This window comes from Bacteroides sp. An269, assembly GCF_002159755.1.
In the GTDB taxonomy this organism is placed as follows: Bacteria; Bacteroidota; Bacteroidia; order Bacteroidales; family Bacteroidaceae; genus Phocaeicola; species Phocaeicola intestinalis.
Genome location: NZ_NFJG01000001.1, coordinates 145,456 through 164,321 on the forward strand (window position 1 = coordinate 145,456; position 18,866 = coordinate 164,321).

Consider the following 18,866-nt stretch of genomic DNA (forward strand, 5'->3'; position numbering starts at 1 on the left):
TATGTAGTGATTATCCCAACGGGTTCTCTTCATAGTCGGATGAATCATCTTCATCTTCGGAAGTGTTGCCGCTGCTTTCGCTCTTCTTGGGTACTTTCTTGAAAGTAAGGGTGTCAAGGTTTTGCACCTCTCTCAACAATGCGCCCGGTCGGAACTGGATGTTTACTTTGGTGATGCACGCAGGGGTAAACTCCTTTTCGGTTTCTGTGCCCTCGCTGCATATCTGAAACTGGAAGTTGCCGAACTTTTCCAGCTTCACAATCTTGCCGCTTTTCAGGTGGCGTTTCATCTGCTTGATGAGCGCACGAAGCACGTTCAAGATGTCCCCGTCCGTGAGGGTCGTTGCATAACTGATTTCTTCTGCCAGATCGTCCATATCCACTATGCCGCTGGCTTGCATCTTCGCATAATACTTTGGCGGCTCGCTTTGCTTCATAGGGTTCTTCATTGCCGCTACTGAATAATTGATTTCTGCCATTTCTGTAACATTTCACTTGGTTAATACTCTTGTTGTTTCCTATGCCATTGCACACCGCAAAAGTACGGCTGTGCCGACACGCAGAGTTGACGAAATGGCATTTACAGGGTGAATTTACGGAAATATTTTCTGCATACTGAGAAAAACAGGCATTTTAAGGCTAAAAAATCTTCTTTATGTGTTCAACAAACACATATATACAGAATTATTTTCTATATTTGCGCTGTAGAAGTCACATATTAACGGACTATAAATGCAATTCAAGTATGAATAAGAAACTCTTTGAAAAGGTCAAGGACTTGTGTAAGGACACTGGTCTATCGGAGAAGTACCTTAAAGCGATAACCGAAAAATTGGGTGGCAGCATTGAGGATGATTCGACCGATGATGCAGCGATTGAAACGACTGCAAACCTGATAGCTGACGTGGCTACTGAAAGTCAGGGAGAAGCTACCAGATGGGCAAACAAGAAAAAGGATGATTCCAAGAAAGGGAAAAAGGACGGAGAAGATGACGATCCAGACGATAAGGGCGGCAAAGGCTCTGGCGATGATCCCAACAAAAAGGATGATCCTAATGAGAAGCGGATTAAGGCTCTGGAAGAGAAGTTGGCTAAGTATGAGGCTGACGAAAACAAGGCAAAGCGCATGGCGGATATTAACGCTGCTATGGCAAAGCACAAGATTCCGGCTAAGTTCCGTGATCGCTTCGCCAAGTCCATATCCGATGATGAGGATATAGAAGAGGCTGTGGCAAATCTCAAACAAGACTTCATTACGGCAGGTCTTGCGCCTGATGATTCAGAGGGTTCTAAAGCGGCAAGCGAAAAACAGATAGATGAAGCTGCTGATAGCTTGCTGGAATCAATCACTGTTAAATAAAATCGCAATGAAAAGGAAAAAGCACTCATTTACAGGGGAACGCCCGATATTTACGGGTAGTCCCTCTATTGTGCAAGGCGGTTTCAATCTGGATGTCACCAAACAGCGTTTCAATGTTGGTGACACTATCCCGGCTGGAACTCTTGCAATCTACGATGAGCAAACCCGGCTCGTTAGCGTGGTGAAAACCGCTAAGGTGGTGGAGGTAGATAGCGATGATAAGAAGATCGTTCGCTTGCTGGTGGATGAGTTTTTTGCTCCTTGCTTCGCTGTTGGCGATAAGGTGGCTAAGGCTGGTGCTATTTCTGGCACTTTTGCCAGTGCTGTTTCTATCTCCAAGATTGAGGCTAAGAACGAAAAATACATTATCACGCTATCTGGTGAAATCACCGGGCTTGCTAAGGATGATGTACTGGTGGAGGTGGTGGAAAAATCTTCCAATGCCGCTGAAATCGGTGAGGCTAACGCTGTAACTATCTACGATGTGGAGGTAAGCGAGTTTGAAACTGGCATTGATGTGTCGGCAGATACAATGCAATACGCAATGTATGAAAGGCGTGTTCCGCCTATCCCGGCAAGCCAGAAAGACACTACAGGAAAGTTCCTGAAAGCCAATCCGCACGTTAAACTCACTCAATCATTCTAAAGAAAGGAGGATAACGCATGAAATCAATTTATTCAAAATTCAAAGGTCTGTACAAGGATGGTAGACCCATTGACTTTCTGGCAACGTGGCGCAAGGCTTTCGATAAGGCTTCTGAAAGGGAAGTAGCCTTGTTCCAGAAGATGTACTCCGATAACTGGTTTACCTACAATACCCCTCAAATGTCACTGACAGCGGAGGGAATTATGGGCAAGTATCGGTTGCGCTTCATGGCTACGCTGCTTGCTGATGAATCACCTACCCCTCAAAGACGCTCTGACGGCTTCGATATTTGGACTAAGGAGATACCCCGTGTGGGTCACAAGTTCTTTATGCCAGCCCGTACCTATCGCAAGCTGATGGAAGTTTACGAGAATCCCCGTCTTTCGGAGGCTCAAAAGGTTAGGGAGATCGAAAAGACGCTCAAAGCGGATGTGCAGGATGCTTATCTGGGCTGCAAAGATGTCATGGACTTCATTGCGCTTATGGCATTCTCCAACTGGGGTGTTGCACAGTTCAAACCAGCTATCAACAATCCGGGTGGTAGGGAGTTTGAGATCGACTACAACATGGATGAGGCTAACAAGCTCGTTTCGGCTTTCAACTGGACTACGGCAAACACTAAGGCAGGCAAGTTAAGCCCCGTTCTGATGCTTGCTGCCATTTGTGCCGATCTTCGCCAAAGGGGGATTGAGCCGGGCGAAATCCTGATGTCTCAGGATCTCTACTACTGGTTGCGTATGGATCAGACCACACGCTTGCTGGTGCATGGAAACGACAAACAGGCGCAGACCGTCACCAAAACCCAACTTGAAAGCCTTTTTGGTGAAAACGAAATCCCGAACATTACGGTTGTCACCCGTAAGATGGGACAGGACAAGGACGGTAAGCGTGGATCTGTTGAGCCGTGGAATCACAACTTTATCTGTATCAAGCCAGCCGGAGTTATCGGTGAAATCCAGCCGTCTATTGAGGACAGCGAACTCATGGAAGAGGACGATGTGGACTACATGAACGCTGGTAACGGAATCCGTATCGCCAAGTGGCGTACTGGTGAATCCACTGGTCAGGTAGCAGGTGAAGTTACGCAAGGATCTGGACGCTTGCTGCCTATCATTACGGATATTAATGCCATTATCTGTATGCAGGTAAGAGGCATTTCCGAAAAGACGATCCCGGCAGATGCCAACGGAAACGAGCGTATGTATTGCACCAAGCAGGAGTTTGAGGGCATTGATGCTCTTATGGAGGGCTAAACTATGAAACTGGTAGTATTAAAGCCTTTCAGAGATAAGAATGATCACCAGACTATTTACAAGTCTGGCGATCTTCTTACCACAAACGACCTAAGCAGGGTAAACGACCTTGTGAAACGTGGTATGTGTGAGATTACTTCTGTTGATGATGGGAATGATGAAAAGGCTGATGAGAAGAAGCCTGAAACAATCTCATTCCAACAGAAAGAATACGGACTTGATGAGGTGAAAGCAGCACTTGAAGAAATCGGTAATCCAGCCGCCAAGAATGCCGGAGTAAAAGGTGTTTCAAAGAAACTGGATGAACTGACGGAAGAGCAAGCCGCTTCACTCTCTGAAATACTAAACAAGGAGGTCTAAGATGGGTAATTTGACAAAATACGATGCTCTGATCGGTGAGCTTGAACCATATACGCCAAGTCCTCTTGCGCTGAAAAAGGCTCTTGCTGATGCGAATGTGGGCAATTCTGATGCCGAATACAATGCGGAAACGGATAGGAAACCTATTGCCATTGCCGCTATCAAGGTGCTAAAGAAAATGGTTGTCCTCACAAGTGACAGCATGGGCAAATCCTCACAAGGGTACAGCGTGGATGAGCTAAAGAAGCGTATCAAGGTTATTTGCAGTGAAAACGGTCTGGATGCCTCGGAGTTTGTCGAAGTCCCGTCTATCACGGACGGATCTAATATGTGGTAGCCATGAGATATAACGGTACTTTCAAATACAAGGAAATTCAGGATGAGCAAATAGATCCGAATACTGGGTTTATTGTTTCAGAGCCTCAAACGGGCGACTGGATGGACGGTTGCGAGTGCCAGATAGAAACATTCGTGCCAGCCAAACAAAAGATCGGTACAGACGGGCAAATGCACCAGTACACTTACGATGTACTTATACCAAAGTGCTTCAAAGGAAATCTGGATATTGCAACGCCAGTACAGATCACAAGTGAGGATGGCAAGGTGGCAGTTTTCGAGATTCAAGGCGTGGATAATCTTAACAGAAGATACATTGAGATATGGGGATAGCTCCGACTAACAATCATAGCAGTGTCATTTCAAAGGCGGTGGCAGCGTTTCAAGTAAGACTTGAAAACGCCACACTATACCTATTGAAGTTTCTTGGCGAAAGCCTTGTGAAGTACGCTAAGGAGAAACACAGCTATACAGACAGGACGGGCAACCTCACAAACTCTATATCCTATGCGATAGTGCGTAAAAAGAAACTGGAATACTTTAGTGGGGAAAACCAGCCTAACAATGAGGGAGCTAAAGCAAGCCTTAATGTGGCTATGCAGATGGCTAACAGCTTGCCGGACGCTTTCTCTCTCATTATAGTAGCCGGGATGAATTACGCAGCTTACGTTGAGGCTAAGGGTTACAATGTCATTCTTCCGGCAGAACTGAAAGCCAAAAAGGATTTTCCAGCCGCAATGAATCAACTTATGGCAAAAGCCAAATCAAAGGCAAATGAATTGTTCGGAGGTGTGTTATGATTACAACGGAAGAGATAGCGGTACGGGTATATCAAATGCTTATGGAAAGTGAAGTGAAAACCATGATTACAGGCAGCATTGACTATGAACGTAACGACTACAGCAAAGAAGATGTGATTATAGTCCCTCATGCAATAGACGGTGAGGAATCCGTGCGTTACGGGCAAATCAACGTAAACATTCATGTGCCGGATAAGGTGAAGAAGCGTACAAATCCACCCGTGTACAGAATAGACTACCAGAGGCTGATAGACATAAGGAAAAAGGTTATTGCAGTCTTGCAGAACCACTACGAGATAGGAAGCGGTTATAACTGGAATATCGGTTTGATCAATCCTCCTATCAAAGAGCCAGACCATAACGAACACTTTGTTTCTATCGCTTTGGAGATAACAGTTAGAGAAAAGAAAATGAACCAATAAATTTTACGACTATGCCAGTATTATCAACAATGGGATTGAAGAAGATCTATGTTGCCGATGCAGAAGCTGACGGTACTATGCCAGCAAAAGGCTCTGAATGGAAAGATCTTGGCGATGTGTATCAAGACACTTGCCAGCTTACCGATTCTGACCCTGAAACAACGGTACATAAGTCAGAAACTTCAAGCAAGAAGATTACACAGGTAGGCGAAACTGAAACCACATTGGCACTTTCGCTGATGGATCCAGATCTGGATTTGCTTTCACGCTATTTTGGCGGAACTGTAGAGGGGGAAACTCCTAACCGTACGTGGGTAAGACCTAAGAAACTGCCTTATAAGGAATTTGCCATTTGGCAGCAGCCGGAAGAGGGCTTGTTTATCGGTTGCCCGAATGTGAGGATCATTCCGAAGTTCGAGATTACCTACTCTTCAACGGGTATCTGTCTTGTGCCGCTCACGATCCAGTATCAAGCCGAGTTGCAAATTGATGAGGCTATGACCGATCCGACTAAAGCGTAATCCTGATGCTTTTATGTAACAGGAAAGCCTCCTGCAAGCAACGTAGGGGGCTTTCTTTTTAACAGCAATATCTATGGAAGAAAAGCCAAAAGAACTGACAAGAGAACAACAGCTTGAAATAGAAGAGCAAGCGATACAGGCACTTCTGGATATGGGGGTGAAATTCTCCGTGCCTTTGAAGATTAACCCGGTGAAGCCCCCAAAGTGGGTACGTTGGTGGAACAAGCATTTCCCTAACCATGTCAAGGTATGGCATGACAGGCGGATTCCTAAAGACTGGAATGTGTCAGTAATGGAAATGCCGGACACGGATAAGGGGAAGATGGTAGAAGTATATATGCGCCAGTTCCATGTGAAGCCTCTGTATCTGGGTACTATTGACTATTTGAGGAAACTGTACCTACAAATAGAACTCAATGAGGAAAAGATACAGGAACAACCCACGCAAGAGGCAAAGAAGTATTTCAAGTACATTTCACTCATGGCAGAGATAGCCGCAGTTGCAGTAATCAACAACGGCTCAATCGCTAATCCAGTAAACAAACAGACAAAGGTACTCCGTGATTTCTTCATTGAGCATCTGACTGTACCACGTTTGAAGCAACTTGCCGATGTGATAAGCCAGATGATGAATGCCGGGGGTTTTACATCCTCTATCATATCAATCAAGGAAGTAGGGAAAACGAAACCGAAGAGCAGAGCGGATATGATAGAGTAACCGGGCTAAACAGCCCGTGGGGTAATCGTGCGGAATTGCTGAAAATGTTCGGCTGGAGTTATGATTACTTGCTCTGGGGTATCTCTTGGATGAATGTAGAGCTGATGATGGCGGATATGGCAAGGACAAAGCCGATTCCGAAAACAGAAACGGATGAGAACGGATTACCGAAGCCAAAAACAGGAGAAAAGGTTATCCGTAGAGAACTCAAAACGAAAGAAGATATTAAGAACTATGTCAAAGGTTTAATTTAGTATGGAAAATATAGGTGGAGCATTAGCATTCAAAGCCACTCTTGATATAGATGATTTCAAAGTGTCAAGCGAAGCGATGGGGCGGTATATCAAAAACGCCTCTGATAATGCCGTGCTGGAAGCAAACCGCATGGAGCAATCGTTTCTGACCTTTGCGCAAAACGGGGCAAGGTATATCGTTTCCTACCTTGTTGGGCAAGGAATGATGAGCCTTGTTCAGAGCATTGTGCAAGTGCGTGGGCAGTTCCAGCAACTTGAACTGGCTTTCAATACCATGTTGAGAAGCACCGAAAAATCACAGGTGCTTATGTCGCAACTGGTAGATACAGCCGCTAAAACTCCGTTTGACCTTACCAGCATAGCGCAAGGAGCAAAACAGATGCTTGCTTTCGGATCAAATGTGGGAAGCGTGGTAGATGAGATCGTGATGCTTGGAAACGTGGCTTCTGGTGTGAGTGCGCCACTTGGTGATCTTATCTATCTGTATGGCACATTGAGATCGCAAGGCAGGGCATACACGGTGGATATTCGCCAGTTTGCCGGGCGTGGTATTCCTATCTATGAAGAGTTGGGCAAGGTGCTTAACGCAGACAGGCAAGAACTGAACAAGCTGGTAACGGAGGGAAAAGTTGGATTCCCGGAAGTTGAAAAGGCATTTAAGAACATGACCAGTGAGGGCGGTATTTATTTCAACCTCATGCAAGAGCAAAGTAAGTCGCTTACTGGTATGCTTTCCAACTTGGGCGATGCTTGGGATAGTGCGCTCAACAAGATCGGACAGGATAATCAGGATTTGTTCACTGGGGCTATTCAGGGTGCGATAGACCTTGTGGAGAATATGGATCAGATTATCCGTATCGTACAGGCTGTTACCATTGCTTACGGAAGCTATAAAGCGGCAATCGTGCTGAATACCCTTGCAACAAAGGGCTACACGGGTGTTGCCATGATAGACAATACCGTTAAGCAGGCAAAGATCGCTCTACTGAAAGCGGAAGCCAACATAACGGGACAAACAGCAGCCCAAACAAAGGCTATGACAGCCGCACAACAGGCTCATGTTGCCGCCTTGCAAAAGGAACTTACAGCGGAAGAGCAAGCCAATCTGGTAAAGAAACTCCGCATTGCCACCATACAGCAGTTATTGACAGCCCAACAGCAGGAATACTTATCAAACCTTAACCTTACCACTTCCTCTGCCAATTATGAGGCAGTGGCTACCTCTGTATTGACGGTTGAGCAAAGGGAGGCACTTAGCAAAACCGACCTATCGGCTAAGAGTGCCGTATATCGTGCCGCTCTGGAGCAAGAAGTGGCAGCGAAGCAAAGAAACAATGCCGCCACTCTGGAGGCTATGCGTACCGATGTCAAGGCAGCAGCACAAAAAGTGGAATCCGCCAAACAAACGGCTGTTTCTGCCATGCAAGCAACCGAAATGGCACGGTATGAACTGTATTGGGCAAGGCAAGCCGGGGATGCAACAAGGATCGCCACGGCTGAAAAGAAACTGGAGGCAGCGCAAGACAACCAGAGTGCCGCCAGAAAAGCCGCCTTAGCCGCTCAAACAGATTTATACACTAAACGGAAGCAGTTGGAAGCAGCTGCAATTCAGCAATCACGGATAGCCTCATCCGTTGATACAGCAGCAAAGGCAGCACAAGCTACCACTACCAATGTTCTAACATTAGCGACAAGCAAACTTACAGCCTCATTTAAGGCATTGTGGCTGTCAATGAAAGCAAATCCTATTACATGGGTTGTATCATTGGTTGGAATGGCTTTCAGTGCGATTTCTATGCTTTCTTCAAAGACTAAAGAACTGGAGGAAGATACGGTAAGTTTGACTAATTCAACCAAACGGGCTACAGAGCGATTCAGTGAAGAAGCTGGAAAAGTTGAGGCTTTAGAGAAAATTATCAGAAATAGTAATGTTGCATACGATGAGCGCAACAAGGCTTTGAATGAACTGAAACAGATTATACCCGGATATAATGCAGAATTGACAAAAGAGGGTACTATTATCAATGACAATGCCGATGCAATCCAGCGGTACTTGAGCTTGTTAGAAAAACAAATCAGGATGAAAGCGGCACAAGAGGAACTGGAAGCAGCTTATAGGGAAAAGAGGCTCAAAGAAAAAGAGATCATCCAAAAACAAGCAGCCTATGATGAAGCGAGTGCCAACGTTCCAGATGTAGCCTATGGCGATGCTGGAGCACAATATCAGATGTATGCTTTGAGGCAAGCAGGGAAAGCAGAAAGGCAACTAAAACAGGCTCAAAAGGAACTCACAGACATAAACAAGACTATTGAAGCGTTGAACCAAGAGATCAGCGACACTTCAGGGGAAATAGACAAATCTTCCGAGAGTGCAAAAACTTATTCAGAGCAGATAGCAGACACGAGAACACAAATTGCCACGCTTACAAAAGAGTTGGAAGATTTGCGATCTGGAAAAGTTGTCAAAGACAATTTAGCAGGAGAGATAGATGCCAAAATAAAAGAACTCAATACGGCAAAAAAGAATCTCGAATTGCTTACTGGTATTACAAGCTCTGGGAATAGCAGTAACAGCGCAAATCAGTTATCACAGAAAGAACTGGAGGCACAACGTGAATTGGAAGAGGCACGTATCTCTATCATGGAAGATGGCTATGAGAAACGTAAAGCCATTCTGGACTTACAGCACAAAGAGAATCTGGATCGCATAGACAGAGAGGAAAGAGAACTGGAGAAAGCACGTAAAGCAGCCGGAAAAGGTGGATTGACTGCAACGGAGCAAGCCGGATTCGATGAGAGAAGAAGCATTGAGAATACCAGTTATCAGAGAGAGCAAAATAAGTTGTTTGATGGTGAAATAGCCTACAAAAAACAGCAGTATGAGTTGTATTTCCGCTGGGTGCGTAATCTGGGCGAAGATGTGGCGAACACACAGTTCGCAAACTTACTGAAAGGCGGTGCTTCATTCAAACAATATCTGGAAAACCAGATAGCAGAAATGAACCAGAAGAAAGAAGCCGGAACACTGACAGAGGGCGAGGGAAACCACCTTATTTCCCTGAATATGCAATATGATGAGATAACGGGCGCAAAGTCCGCAATGGATCTTTTCAAGGAAAGTGTGACGGAAGCAATATCGCAAGCAAGCACACTTGCAGAGAGAGTGCAAGCCATAGCCGATGCCAAAGAAAGACTTGTAAGCGGAAGTACAGGGCTGGTAGGTGAAGATGAGAAAGCGGAAGCAAGCCTATTCATATCGGAGAAGCAGGCGGAAGCGGATAAAGAAATTCAGGATAAGATACTGAACAACTACAGAAGTTATGAGGAACAAAAGAAAGCCATTCAGGATGAATATGCGATGTTGCGATCACAAGCCATTGCACAAAACAATGAAGAGATCCTGAAGAAGTTGAATGAGGGCGAGAATGAGGCACTTTCCGCCTTAAATGCTTCATTCCTCATGCAGAGCGAAAGTTGGCGCAATCTGTTTACGGATCTTGATGCTTTGACAGTGGAGCAAATAGATAAGTTGGTAAGAGATATTCAAAGTAAGATGAATACCTCTGATATGAATCTAAATCCAGCGGATATGAAAGCCGTATTGGATAGGTTGGATGAGGCTAAACAAAAGATCCTTGATGTAAATCCGTTCAAATCATTAGGGAATGCAATAAAATCTGTTTTTGGAACGGCTGAACAAAAATCCAAGCATTCCAGCGGTAATATAAAAACGGATTGGAAGAATTTAGCATCTGCCACCGAGGGGTGTTTCAACTTCGTTAATGATGCAATAGACAGTTGCGATGTATTGGGTGATTTACTTGGTGAAACTGGCAAATCCACTATCCAGATGATACAGGGTGTTGCCACCGCTGGTATCGCCATGTCAGCAGCCATAGCAACGGCTGAAAAAGGCTCTGTTATCCTTGCCGCCATATCCATTGCTTTACAGGCTATCCAGTGGATTGCCGGACTGTTTAACAATGATGATGAACTGGAGGAAAGGATTCAGAATATCCAGATGGATGTTGATAAGCTATCCAATGCCTTTGACAGACTGCAACACTCATACGATCAGACTTTCTGGGTGTACAGTGAAGAGGAAAGGACGGCACACCAACAGAGGGTGCAAGCCATAGAGGATGAGATAGCGGCACTGGAACAACAGAAGATTGTAGCAAGACAAAGTTGGGACTTAGTTAGATACGCTCAACTGACAAAGCAGATCAAGGAACTCAAAAATGCTCTGGAGAAAGAACAAAACAGCGGAGATATGTTTGAGATCTACGAGTTGCAGAAACAGAATCTCCGGGAACAACAGGAGCTTATCAAGCAGCAGATACAGGCGGAAAAAGACAAAAAAGACACCGACAACAACAAGATAGCAGAATGGGAAGAAGCCATTAAGGACATTGACACACAGATTGAGGATCTGGAGCGAAATATGCTTGAAACGCTTGCCGGAACAGATGTTCAAAGTGCCATTGATGATTTTGCCGATGCGCTTGTAGATGCCTATTGTCAAGGTGAAGATGCAGCAAAGGCATTGGGAGAAGTGACAAAAGAAACGCTGAAAAATGCGGTTGTAGAAGCATTGAAACGCCAGTTCCTTGCAAAAGCCATTAATGATGCCGTTCTGTATCTTGGAGAAGCCATGCAGGATAATGTGCTTTCTGACTATGAAAAGAAACGGTTTGAGGAAATGGTGAAGCTGGGAGCGGATAAATTCAATATGGCTTTGGAGGGTGTAGGTGACTGGATCAAGGATCAGACAGATGAAGAAGAGGAATCCGATCCCCTTACTGGTGCTGTTACTTCCATGAGCGAGGAAACAGGAGGTGTGATTGCCGGGCGTTTGAATGCCTTTGTAATCAACCAGAGCGATCAGATAGCGATTATGAGGCAATATCTTATTTATCAAATAGAAATAGCGGAAAACACACGTTATTGTAGAAGACTTGATGAAATTGCTGATTCGTTAAAGAGAATAGAAAACAAAGATAATTCATTACTATCACAAGGAATATCGTAATATGGAACTGGTACACCAAATCAAACAGGATGGAATAGCAAAGGGATTGTGCCGTTTGTGGCAAATGAAGCTCAAACCGGGTTTGGGCGTGGATTCCCTTGCTGAATTGTATATACGAGGGATAGACTTCTGTATAAAGAATGATTATCCAACACTTGACTTCCTACGCACGAACTTCAAAGGGAAGTGTGAGGATTACGGTGTGTATGTGGATGATGAAGTTGTGGAGAAAAACAGGAAAGATGTAGTGTTGAACGGGGGCTGCAAAGCGATGTTGGAGTATGACGGGTTTGCTGTTTCAAACATCTATATCCGGCACAACTCCAAAGCCTCTGTGAATGTTGGCGATCATGCTATTGTAACCATTGACATATTCGATAACTCATACCTTGCTATCGCTGTGGCTGGCGGTGATGCGGAGGTACTGGTTAATGTGTACGGTAATGCAACCGTTGAAACAGTTGGTGGAAAGGTAAAAATAATACGAACAAATAAAAATACTTATTGATATGATAGACAATAATTTAATCCTCTATTTGCCATTTGACGATCCAGACGGCAGTAAAGCATACGATTTTTCATTAAGCAGGGCTGATGCAACGCTTTCTGATGGTGCTACATTCTCCAAAATAGCGAAGAGCGGAAAATCTTTGTCTATGAATGGTGCTGGTGAGTGCCAGACAGAAAAGGCTATCCCTTTCAGTGGCGATTTCACATTGTCTTGCTATGTGTACCCGGCAACAAGCAAACTTGGCTGGCTCTTGAACTTTGACGGTGTGGATAATTATCTGGAGCAATGGGTGAACGTAATGCCTAAGAACTGGTATTTCTTTGCCTTTGTGAAGTCCGGCAACACTTTCGAGGTTTACCAGAACACAAGCCGTATATTCAAAGAAACCATATCCGGCACTCCGAAAGGTCTATCATTGAATGATGAAAGCCTTAACGGTACTCAATCACTCATTGATGAGTTGCGTTTATTCAATGTGGCAAAGACACCTACGGAGGTAATGAAGCTACAGGCAAATACAGATGTGGAATACTACATAGACGGAAAGAACATGAAAGACTTTGGCGTGTATGTTTCCGCTTCTTCCGGGCTTCTTGGCAGACTGGAAAGGAAAGAAAGTTTGGAAGTGGATTGGGATAACTATCACGGAAAGGTTATTGACTTGAAGCGACCACGGTACAAGGAGCGCACGATCACGCTTGATTGCTTTATAGAGGCTTCCAGCAGATCGGAGTTTGTAAACTGGGTTAATCTCTTCATGGAACAATTCGACAAGGAGGGTACAGTGCGCCTGAAATGCGAGTATGACGGAAAAGCAAAACCGTTGGTATATGAAGTGTATGTACCTGATGATGTAGATGTGGATAAGACTTGGGGAACTTACAACAACGATATTATGGTTGGTACATTCTCGTTGAAGCTGGTTGAATGTGAGCCAGTGAAGAGGGTTTTACGGCATATTGGGAATGCCAACAGCAAAGCAACCATAACCGTTACAAGCACAAAGTTCCTTAACGTGTATTGGGGTGATGGAAGCCATACATTTAATGTGCATGGGACGGATGTTGCTTTGGAACATACCTACGAAGAAGCCGGGGAATATGACATTATTGTTAGCGGTGTAATTGAGGATATAGAGGAATTTTCCACTAATGCGATCGTAATATGGGAGAAATTGAAGTAATCAAGCGCAAAGGGGGTACTATACAGCTATTCAGCAGAGATCCTTTCTGTACCGTAAAATCGGCAACGCAGAACATATCTTTGATGGGGGATGATAACATACAGTTGTCTATTATCTCCACTGAATTGCTTGACTTCGAGAAAGGCGATAAGATCATAGTGTGCGGTGAAGAATACACGATCCGCACACGTGCCACCCGTGAAATGAAAACGGATAGATACTACCAGTATGATGCAGTATTCTATGGCGTGATGTATGAACTGATGAAAACCCAATACAGGAATACAGACGAAAGCGGAAAATCTACTTCCATGACTTTTGATCTTACCTATTCCATTCGGGATTTTGTCAAGGTGATCATATACAACATGAACCGTGACTATCCGGGATTATGGGCTTTTGATGAAGCGAATTGCCCGGACACAGAGCCACGCACAATATCATTCTCAAAGCAGAACTGCCTACAGGTTTTGCAATCGCTATGTAGCGATAATAATTTCAAGCTGGAGTTCCGTATCACCCAAAACAACGGTGTGCGCACGATCCATATCGGAAAGTTCGGGACAAAGGTAGTGCCACCTAACGGAAGCGATTATTTCGAGTGGGGGAAAGGTGGTGGACTGTTCACTCTGAAAGATCAAAAGGTGGATGATAAAGCCATTATCACCCGTCTTTGGGTGGAGGGTGGAACTACCAACATACGAAGTGACTACAGGAACTATTCAGAACGCTTGCAACTTCCATACCCTAAGCGTATGAATAAGAATGAGCATACGTTGGCTGACGGTACGGTTATCCCGGCAAACAGTGAAATGATAGGCATTGATGATGATAATAAGCGTTATATTGAGGATGCGGAACTGGCACAGGAAATAGGGAGTGAAGAGGATGGCGCACAATATGATGATATATATCCGAAGCGTACAGGAGTGGTAACGGCTATTGTGGAGGATGATATAAACTCATTCGTTGATGATACTATGGACTTCGACCTTAACGAAAAGGACGATAACGGTACGAAGTATCTTATCAATGGAGTTACGGCAAAGATCACTTTCATTACTGGTAGGCTTGCCGGGCAACAGTTTGAGGTTAAGGCTGATGGTGGATATGATCACGCTAAAAAGCAATTCACCCTAATACCTTTCACAGATAAACGAGGGCTTACAATACCAACTACTGATAGCGAGGCTTTCCGTGTTGAGGTTGGAAATACCTACAAGATCACGGATATAAATCTGCCAAAGTCCTATGAGGATAATGCAGAAGAAGATCTGTGGTATGCCGGGTATGATGATTTCAAGCCACGTACACAGTCCAGAGTGCAGTATGCTCTGACCTTTGACCGTTCCTATTTTCTGGAAAACTTGCCGGATGATAGCGAAACCAGCGTCTTTAAGGTTGGGGACTATGTGCCAGTAAAAGATGTGCGTTTCGGTGTGGAGAAGAGCATAAGAATCCAGAAGATAAGCCGTAACTTACTTGTGGATCACGATTACAGCCTTACCCTATCCGACACTACCACCATATCCATAAGCCAACAGACGGTTATAGATGTGATTGAGCATAACAAGATCATAGAAGCAAACCGACTGAAAGATTTGAGCAAGGCACGCAGGGGATGGCGTACAACAGAAGAGCTAAGGAATATGGTGTATGACACAGACGGGTATTTTGATCCAGAAAACATACGACCTAATTCTATTGACACCAATATGCTTACCGTTGGATCGAAGAGCCAGCAGTTTGTTCTGATCGGTGTGGTGATGCAAGCCAATGTAAACGGTAATGCCAACAGGTTTGATGCTTCTTCCGGCATATTGGCACACTTGACAATAGATGAAACCACCATTAAGCAATGGAATTTGAGCGAATTGAGCGTTACGCTATCCGAACAGGGCGGTTACTATGTGTTTGCCAAATGTAGCAAGACTGGATCGAATGGCGTGTTTGTCGTTACGCAGACACCATACAAGTTTGAGCCTACAGAAGATCCAAACAACTACTATTTCCAGATAGGTATCATAAGCTCATTATATCCTGATGATAATTTCCGTGACTTCGTAACCACTTATGGATTTACCAGAATCAACGGAAAGACTATCACCACTGGAGCGATTGTTACCAGTGACGGTGAGTGTTATTTGGATTTGGACGGAAACAAATTCAGAATCGGTGATGCAACAAGCTCTATTGACTGGAATGTGACGGCATTAAAACAACTTACCTTGCATAATGTACGCCTATTAAGCGATTCTGGCGATGTGTCGTTTATCGGTGTGTATCGTGGAGATTACAACGAGGAATATGTGTACTATACAGGCGATGAGGTTAGCTATAGCAACGGTGCGGAAACTTGCACATACAGGTACATTTATCCTACTCCAGCAAAGGGGATTACACCAACCAATACGACTTATTGGAAAGTAGTAGCAAAAGGGCAGCAAGGACAGAAAGGCGATGATGGTTTACCCGGTGAAGATGGGCTACCCGGAAAGAGTTACTACACATGGATTCGTTATGCTGATGATGTAAACGGTACTGGCATTTCTGATAATCCTACAGGAAAAGGCTTCATAGGTTTTGCATACAACAAGGAAACTCCGACTGAAAGCAACGATCCAAAGGATTATAAATGGTCTGACATAATGGGTAAAGATGGCGTTCCGGGTGAGCCGGGCGAAGATGGAAAAACGCTTTATACATGGATTGCCTATTCTGACAATGCAGACGGTAATCCTATGTACCAGCAGCCCAAAGATACCACCATGTACATAGGTATTGCTACAAATAAAGAAACGGCTACAGAAAGCGATGATCCGAAAGATTATGTTTGGAGTAAATTTAAGGGTGACGATGGTTTGCCGGGCGTTCCGGGTGCTGATGGAAAGACAAGCTATTTCCATATCAAATACTCTTCCGTACAGAATCCAACCAGTGCCTCACAAATGACGGAAACACCGTCTGATTACATAGGTACTTATGTGGACTATACGCAAGCTGATAGCAACGATCCGAAAAAATACACATGGGCAAGATTCAAGGGCTTCAATGGTGAGGACGGATTGCCGGGCATAAATGGTGAGGATGGAAAGACTTCCTATCTGCATATCAAATATAGCGATAACGGGGGATTGTCGTTCACTGCAAACAACGGTGAAGAGCCGGGCGCATACATTGGGCAATATGTGGACTTCATACAGAAAGACAGCGACAACCCCACTGATTACACTTGGAGTTTGATTAAGGGTGAAAGTGGTGCGGCTGGTAGCGATGCAACCACTGGAGAATACTATGAATACAGGTATGCCAAAAACGGATCTACCGTTTCACCTCCGGCTCTGGATGCTGATGCTGAAAATCCGGCTGGGTGGAGTACAGAAATACCGTCTGTAGGCACTTTGGAATACGTGTGGTGTACGATGGCTAAGAAATCAGGACTATCGGACAAACTTGCATTGTACATACCTGTAAACAGCGGAGAAACTACCACGCTGAATGATAGTGTTGATGGCTTGAAAGCCACATTATCAAATGGTGCTTCCGTAATTCAAGACGGTAGCAGGTATGCAATGAATCTAAGTCAGGACGGGGAATGCAAGATACCTTATGATCTGCCTTTCGGTCAAAGTTTCACCTTGTGCTTCTGGATGAAAACGGATCAGACGCTTATAAGGTGGATGCTGAACGGATATAATGGCAGGGAGTATGTGGAGAAAAGCCTGAACGTATCAAAAAACACTTGGTTTCATGTTGCCTTGCGTTTCAATGACAGGACGGTTTCTGTATTCATCAATGGATCGCTTGCGCAGACAGGCAGCATAAATGAAGAGGTAGTAGGATTTTCCATTTATGACGATAATATGTTTGGATCTTCCGTCTATTATGATGATGTGAAGATCTACAACGGTGCTTTGTCAGCAACAGACATAGGCAAAGTAAAAAGCGGAGAGAGCGACAAACTGATACAGAACTGGTGTACACCTTTCCGTATCAATCCTTACGATGGAAAAGACGGAAAGGATGGTGTAGGGGTAAATTCTGTTGATGTGGAATATGCTAAAAGCACTTCCAACAAGACAGCACCAACAAGCGGATGGCAAACTACCGCTCCTACATGGGAAGATGGGAAATATATTTGGTCAAGAACAAAAACCGTGCTTACTGATGGATCTACTGAATATACTAAGGCTGTTTGTATCACTGGCGGAAAGGGAGCTACAGGATCTACTGGCGTGGGTGTGAAATCCATAGTGGAACAATACTACCTATCCAGCAGCCCTACTTCGCAATCTGGCGGATCGTGGAGTACCAACAGACCTACTTGGAAAGATGGTTGGTATATATGGACAAGATCAGTTATAACTTATACAAACGGAACTTCAACCACAACTTCGCCTATATGTGTTACAGGTGGAAAGGGTGAAACTGGTGATAAAGGAGATAAAGGCGACAAGGGAGATAGCCCGGTAATGGTTTACCGTGGTGATTACAGCAGTTCAAAAACCTATTATGGGAATAAAAACAGATTGGATGCAGTAAAATACAACAACCAATACTATATTGCCCGTATAGATGCTGATACATTCTCAAATGTAGTGCCAACAAATACAAGCAAGTGGAATCCATTTGGAGCGCAATTTGAAAGCATAGCTACAAACCTTTTACTCGCAGAGGGAGCAAGTATTGGCGACTGGTTTATACAAGGGGGAAAGATTGTATCAACACTCGGATCAGGCAACAAGATTACTTTGGATGCTTCAATGGCTCGCATACTGATTGAATCAAGTAGATCTGGTGGAGACTATTCAGAGGCAACAACGCAAGGATCTAAGATCACGATTGATGCAAATAACGGAACTGTTGAAGCAAGAAGTAAAAGCAACACATCACGTGTAGCCTATATGTCTCCTACTGGAATATTTTGCAACAATGCAGAAACACAAGCAGTTGCACTATCTACAGGAATAACAAGAAAGGCAGCTATAGTTGGTATTGGATATGGAAATGTCAGCTCAAATGTATGGGATAATGAAAATATGCTCGCTGGTATATATGGTTATGCCTCTAATAGTGGTAATGCACCAGAATACGGTGGATATTTTCAAAAACTAATGGCGGCAGGTCTTTTCCTTAGCACTAAAATTATTGATGATAATGATGGAACAACCTACTTATCTGAAACTACATCGCTCGTTATAGGATATTCAAGTAGTGATAAAAGTGTTTATTTACCTAATGATGGTGTAATAGGCAGGATCATATTTTTCAAACAATGGTGGACTGGCTCTATGACTATACGGGCAAAAAGCGGTCAGAAATTGTATGATGACAACACACCAAACAATTATCATAAAGTTCTTTGTGGAAGAATGGCTATAGCTATATTTACTGTTGGATATATTAATGGGGTAAAAACCTCGGCATGGCTAATCAATCAATTACCAGATTTAATACAAGAATAATGAAAT

General features: G+C 44.2%; 16 protein-coding genes. 15 read left to right on the forward strand and 1 reads right to left on the reverse strand.

Annotated features, from left to right (window positions below; translation table 11 throughout):
- Positions 1-10: 10 nt before the first annotated feature.
- Positions 11-478 carry an HU family DNA-binding protein gene (locus B5F71_RS00835; protein ID WP_087207075.1) on the reverse strand — a complete coding sequence of 156 codons (468 nt, stop codon included), beginning with the start codon at positions 476-478 and terminating at the stop codon, positions 11-13.
- Between the two features lie 266 nt (positions 479-744).
- On the opposite strand from B5F71_RS00835, the gene B5F71_RS00840 reads away from it, so the two are divergent.
- From B5F71_RS00840 to B5F71_RS00910, 15 genes are all read left to right on the forward strand, one after another.
- Positions 745-1,359 (forward strand): hypothetical protein, encoded by a 615-nt coding sequence (locus B5F71_RS00840; protein ID WP_087207077.1) that lies wholly within the window; start codon positions 745-747, stop codon positions 1,357-1,359.
- A 7-nt stretch (positions 1,360-1,366) separates the two neighbouring features.
- Entirely contained in the window at positions 1,367-2,005 is a 639-nt protein-coding gene (locus tag B5F71_RS00845; protein ID WP_087207161.1) for a hypothetical protein, read from the forward strand.
- Positions 2,006-2,022: 17 nt separating this feature from the next.
- A complete protein-coding gene (locus B5F71_RS00850; protein WP_087207079.1) occupies positions 2,023-3,258 on the forward strand; it encodes a hypothetical protein in 1,236 nt (411 codons plus the stop codon).
- Positions 3,259-3,261: 3 nt separating this feature from the next.
- Positions 3,262-3,618, forward strand: a complete 357-nt coding sequence (locus B5F71_RS00855) for a hypothetical protein (RefSeq protein WP_087207081.1) — start codon at positions 3,262-3,264, stop codon at positions 3,616-3,618.
- A 1-nt stretch (position 3,619) separates the two neighbouring features.
- Positions 3,620-3,955, forward strand: coding sequence for a DUF6706 family protein (locus tag B5F71_RS00860; RefSeq protein WP_087207083.1), 336 nt, complete (start codon positions 3,620-3,622; stop codon positions 3,953-3,955).
- 2 nt (positions 3,956-3,957) lie between these two features.
- Complete coding sequence (locus B5F71_RS00865) at positions 3,958-4,287, forward strand: hypothetical protein (protein WP_087207085.1); 330 nt, start codon at positions 3,958-3,960, stop codon at positions 4,285-4,287.
- Positions 4,278-4,754, forward strand: coding sequence for a hypothetical protein (locus B5F71_RS00870; protein ID WP_087207087.1), 477 nt, complete (start codon positions 4,278-4,280; stop codon positions 4,752-4,754). Before B5F71_RS00865 ends, B5F71_RS00870 begins: the two co-directional genes overlap by 10 nt.
- Positions 4,751-5,176 (forward strand): hypothetical protein, encoded by a 426-nt coding sequence (locus B5F71_RS00875; RefSeq protein WP_087207089.1) that lies wholly within the window; start codon positions 4,751-4,753, stop codon positions 5,174-5,176. Before B5F71_RS00870 ends, B5F71_RS00875 begins: the two co-directional genes overlap by 4 nt.
- Before the next feature lie 11 nt (positions 5,177-5,187).
- Positions 5,188-5,697, forward strand: a complete 510-nt coding sequence (locus B5F71_RS00880) for a hypothetical protein (RefSeq protein WP_087207091.1) — start codon at positions 5,188-5,190, stop codon at positions 5,695-5,697.
- A gap of 73 nt (positions 5,698-5,770) precedes the next feature.
- Positions 5,771-6,415 (forward strand): hypothetical protein, encoded by a 645-nt coding sequence (locus B5F71_RS00885; RefSeq protein WP_021927440.1) that lies wholly within the window; start codon positions 5,771-5,773, stop codon positions 6,413-6,415.
- A 35-nt stretch (positions 6,416-6,450) separates the two neighbouring features.
- Positions 6,451-6,669 (forward strand): hypothetical protein, encoded by a 219-nt coding sequence (locus B5F71_RS00890; protein ID WP_143269827.1) that lies wholly within the window; start codon positions 6,451-6,453, stop codon positions 6,667-6,669.
- A 1-nt stretch (position 6,670) separates the two neighbouring features.
- Complete coding sequence (locus B5F71_RS00895) at positions 6,671-11,701, forward strand: tape measure protein (RefSeq protein WP_087207095.1); 5,031 nt, start codon at positions 6,671-6,673, stop codon at positions 11,699-11,701.
- Between the two features lies 1 nt (position 11,702).
- Positions 11,703-12,209 (forward strand): hypothetical protein, encoded by a 507-nt coding sequence (locus B5F71_RS00900; RefSeq protein WP_087207098.1) that lies wholly within the window; start codon positions 11,703-11,705, stop codon positions 12,207-12,209.
- Position 12,210: 1 nt separating this feature from the next.
- Positions 12,211-13,395 carry a LamG domain-containing protein gene (locus B5F71_RS00905; protein ID WP_241148521.1) on the forward strand — a complete coding sequence of 395 codons (1,185 nt, stop codon included), beginning with the start codon at positions 12,211-12,213 and terminating at the stop codon, positions 13,393-13,395.
- Positions 13,377-18,860 (forward strand): LamG-like jellyroll fold domain-containing protein, encoded by a 5,484-nt coding sequence (locus B5F71_RS00910; protein WP_087207099.1) that lies wholly within the window; start codon positions 13,377-13,379, stop codon positions 18,858-18,860. Before B5F71_RS00905 ends, B5F71_RS00910 begins: the two co-directional genes overlap by 19 nt.
- The last annotated feature ends 6 nt before the right edge of the window (positions 18,861-18,866 follow it).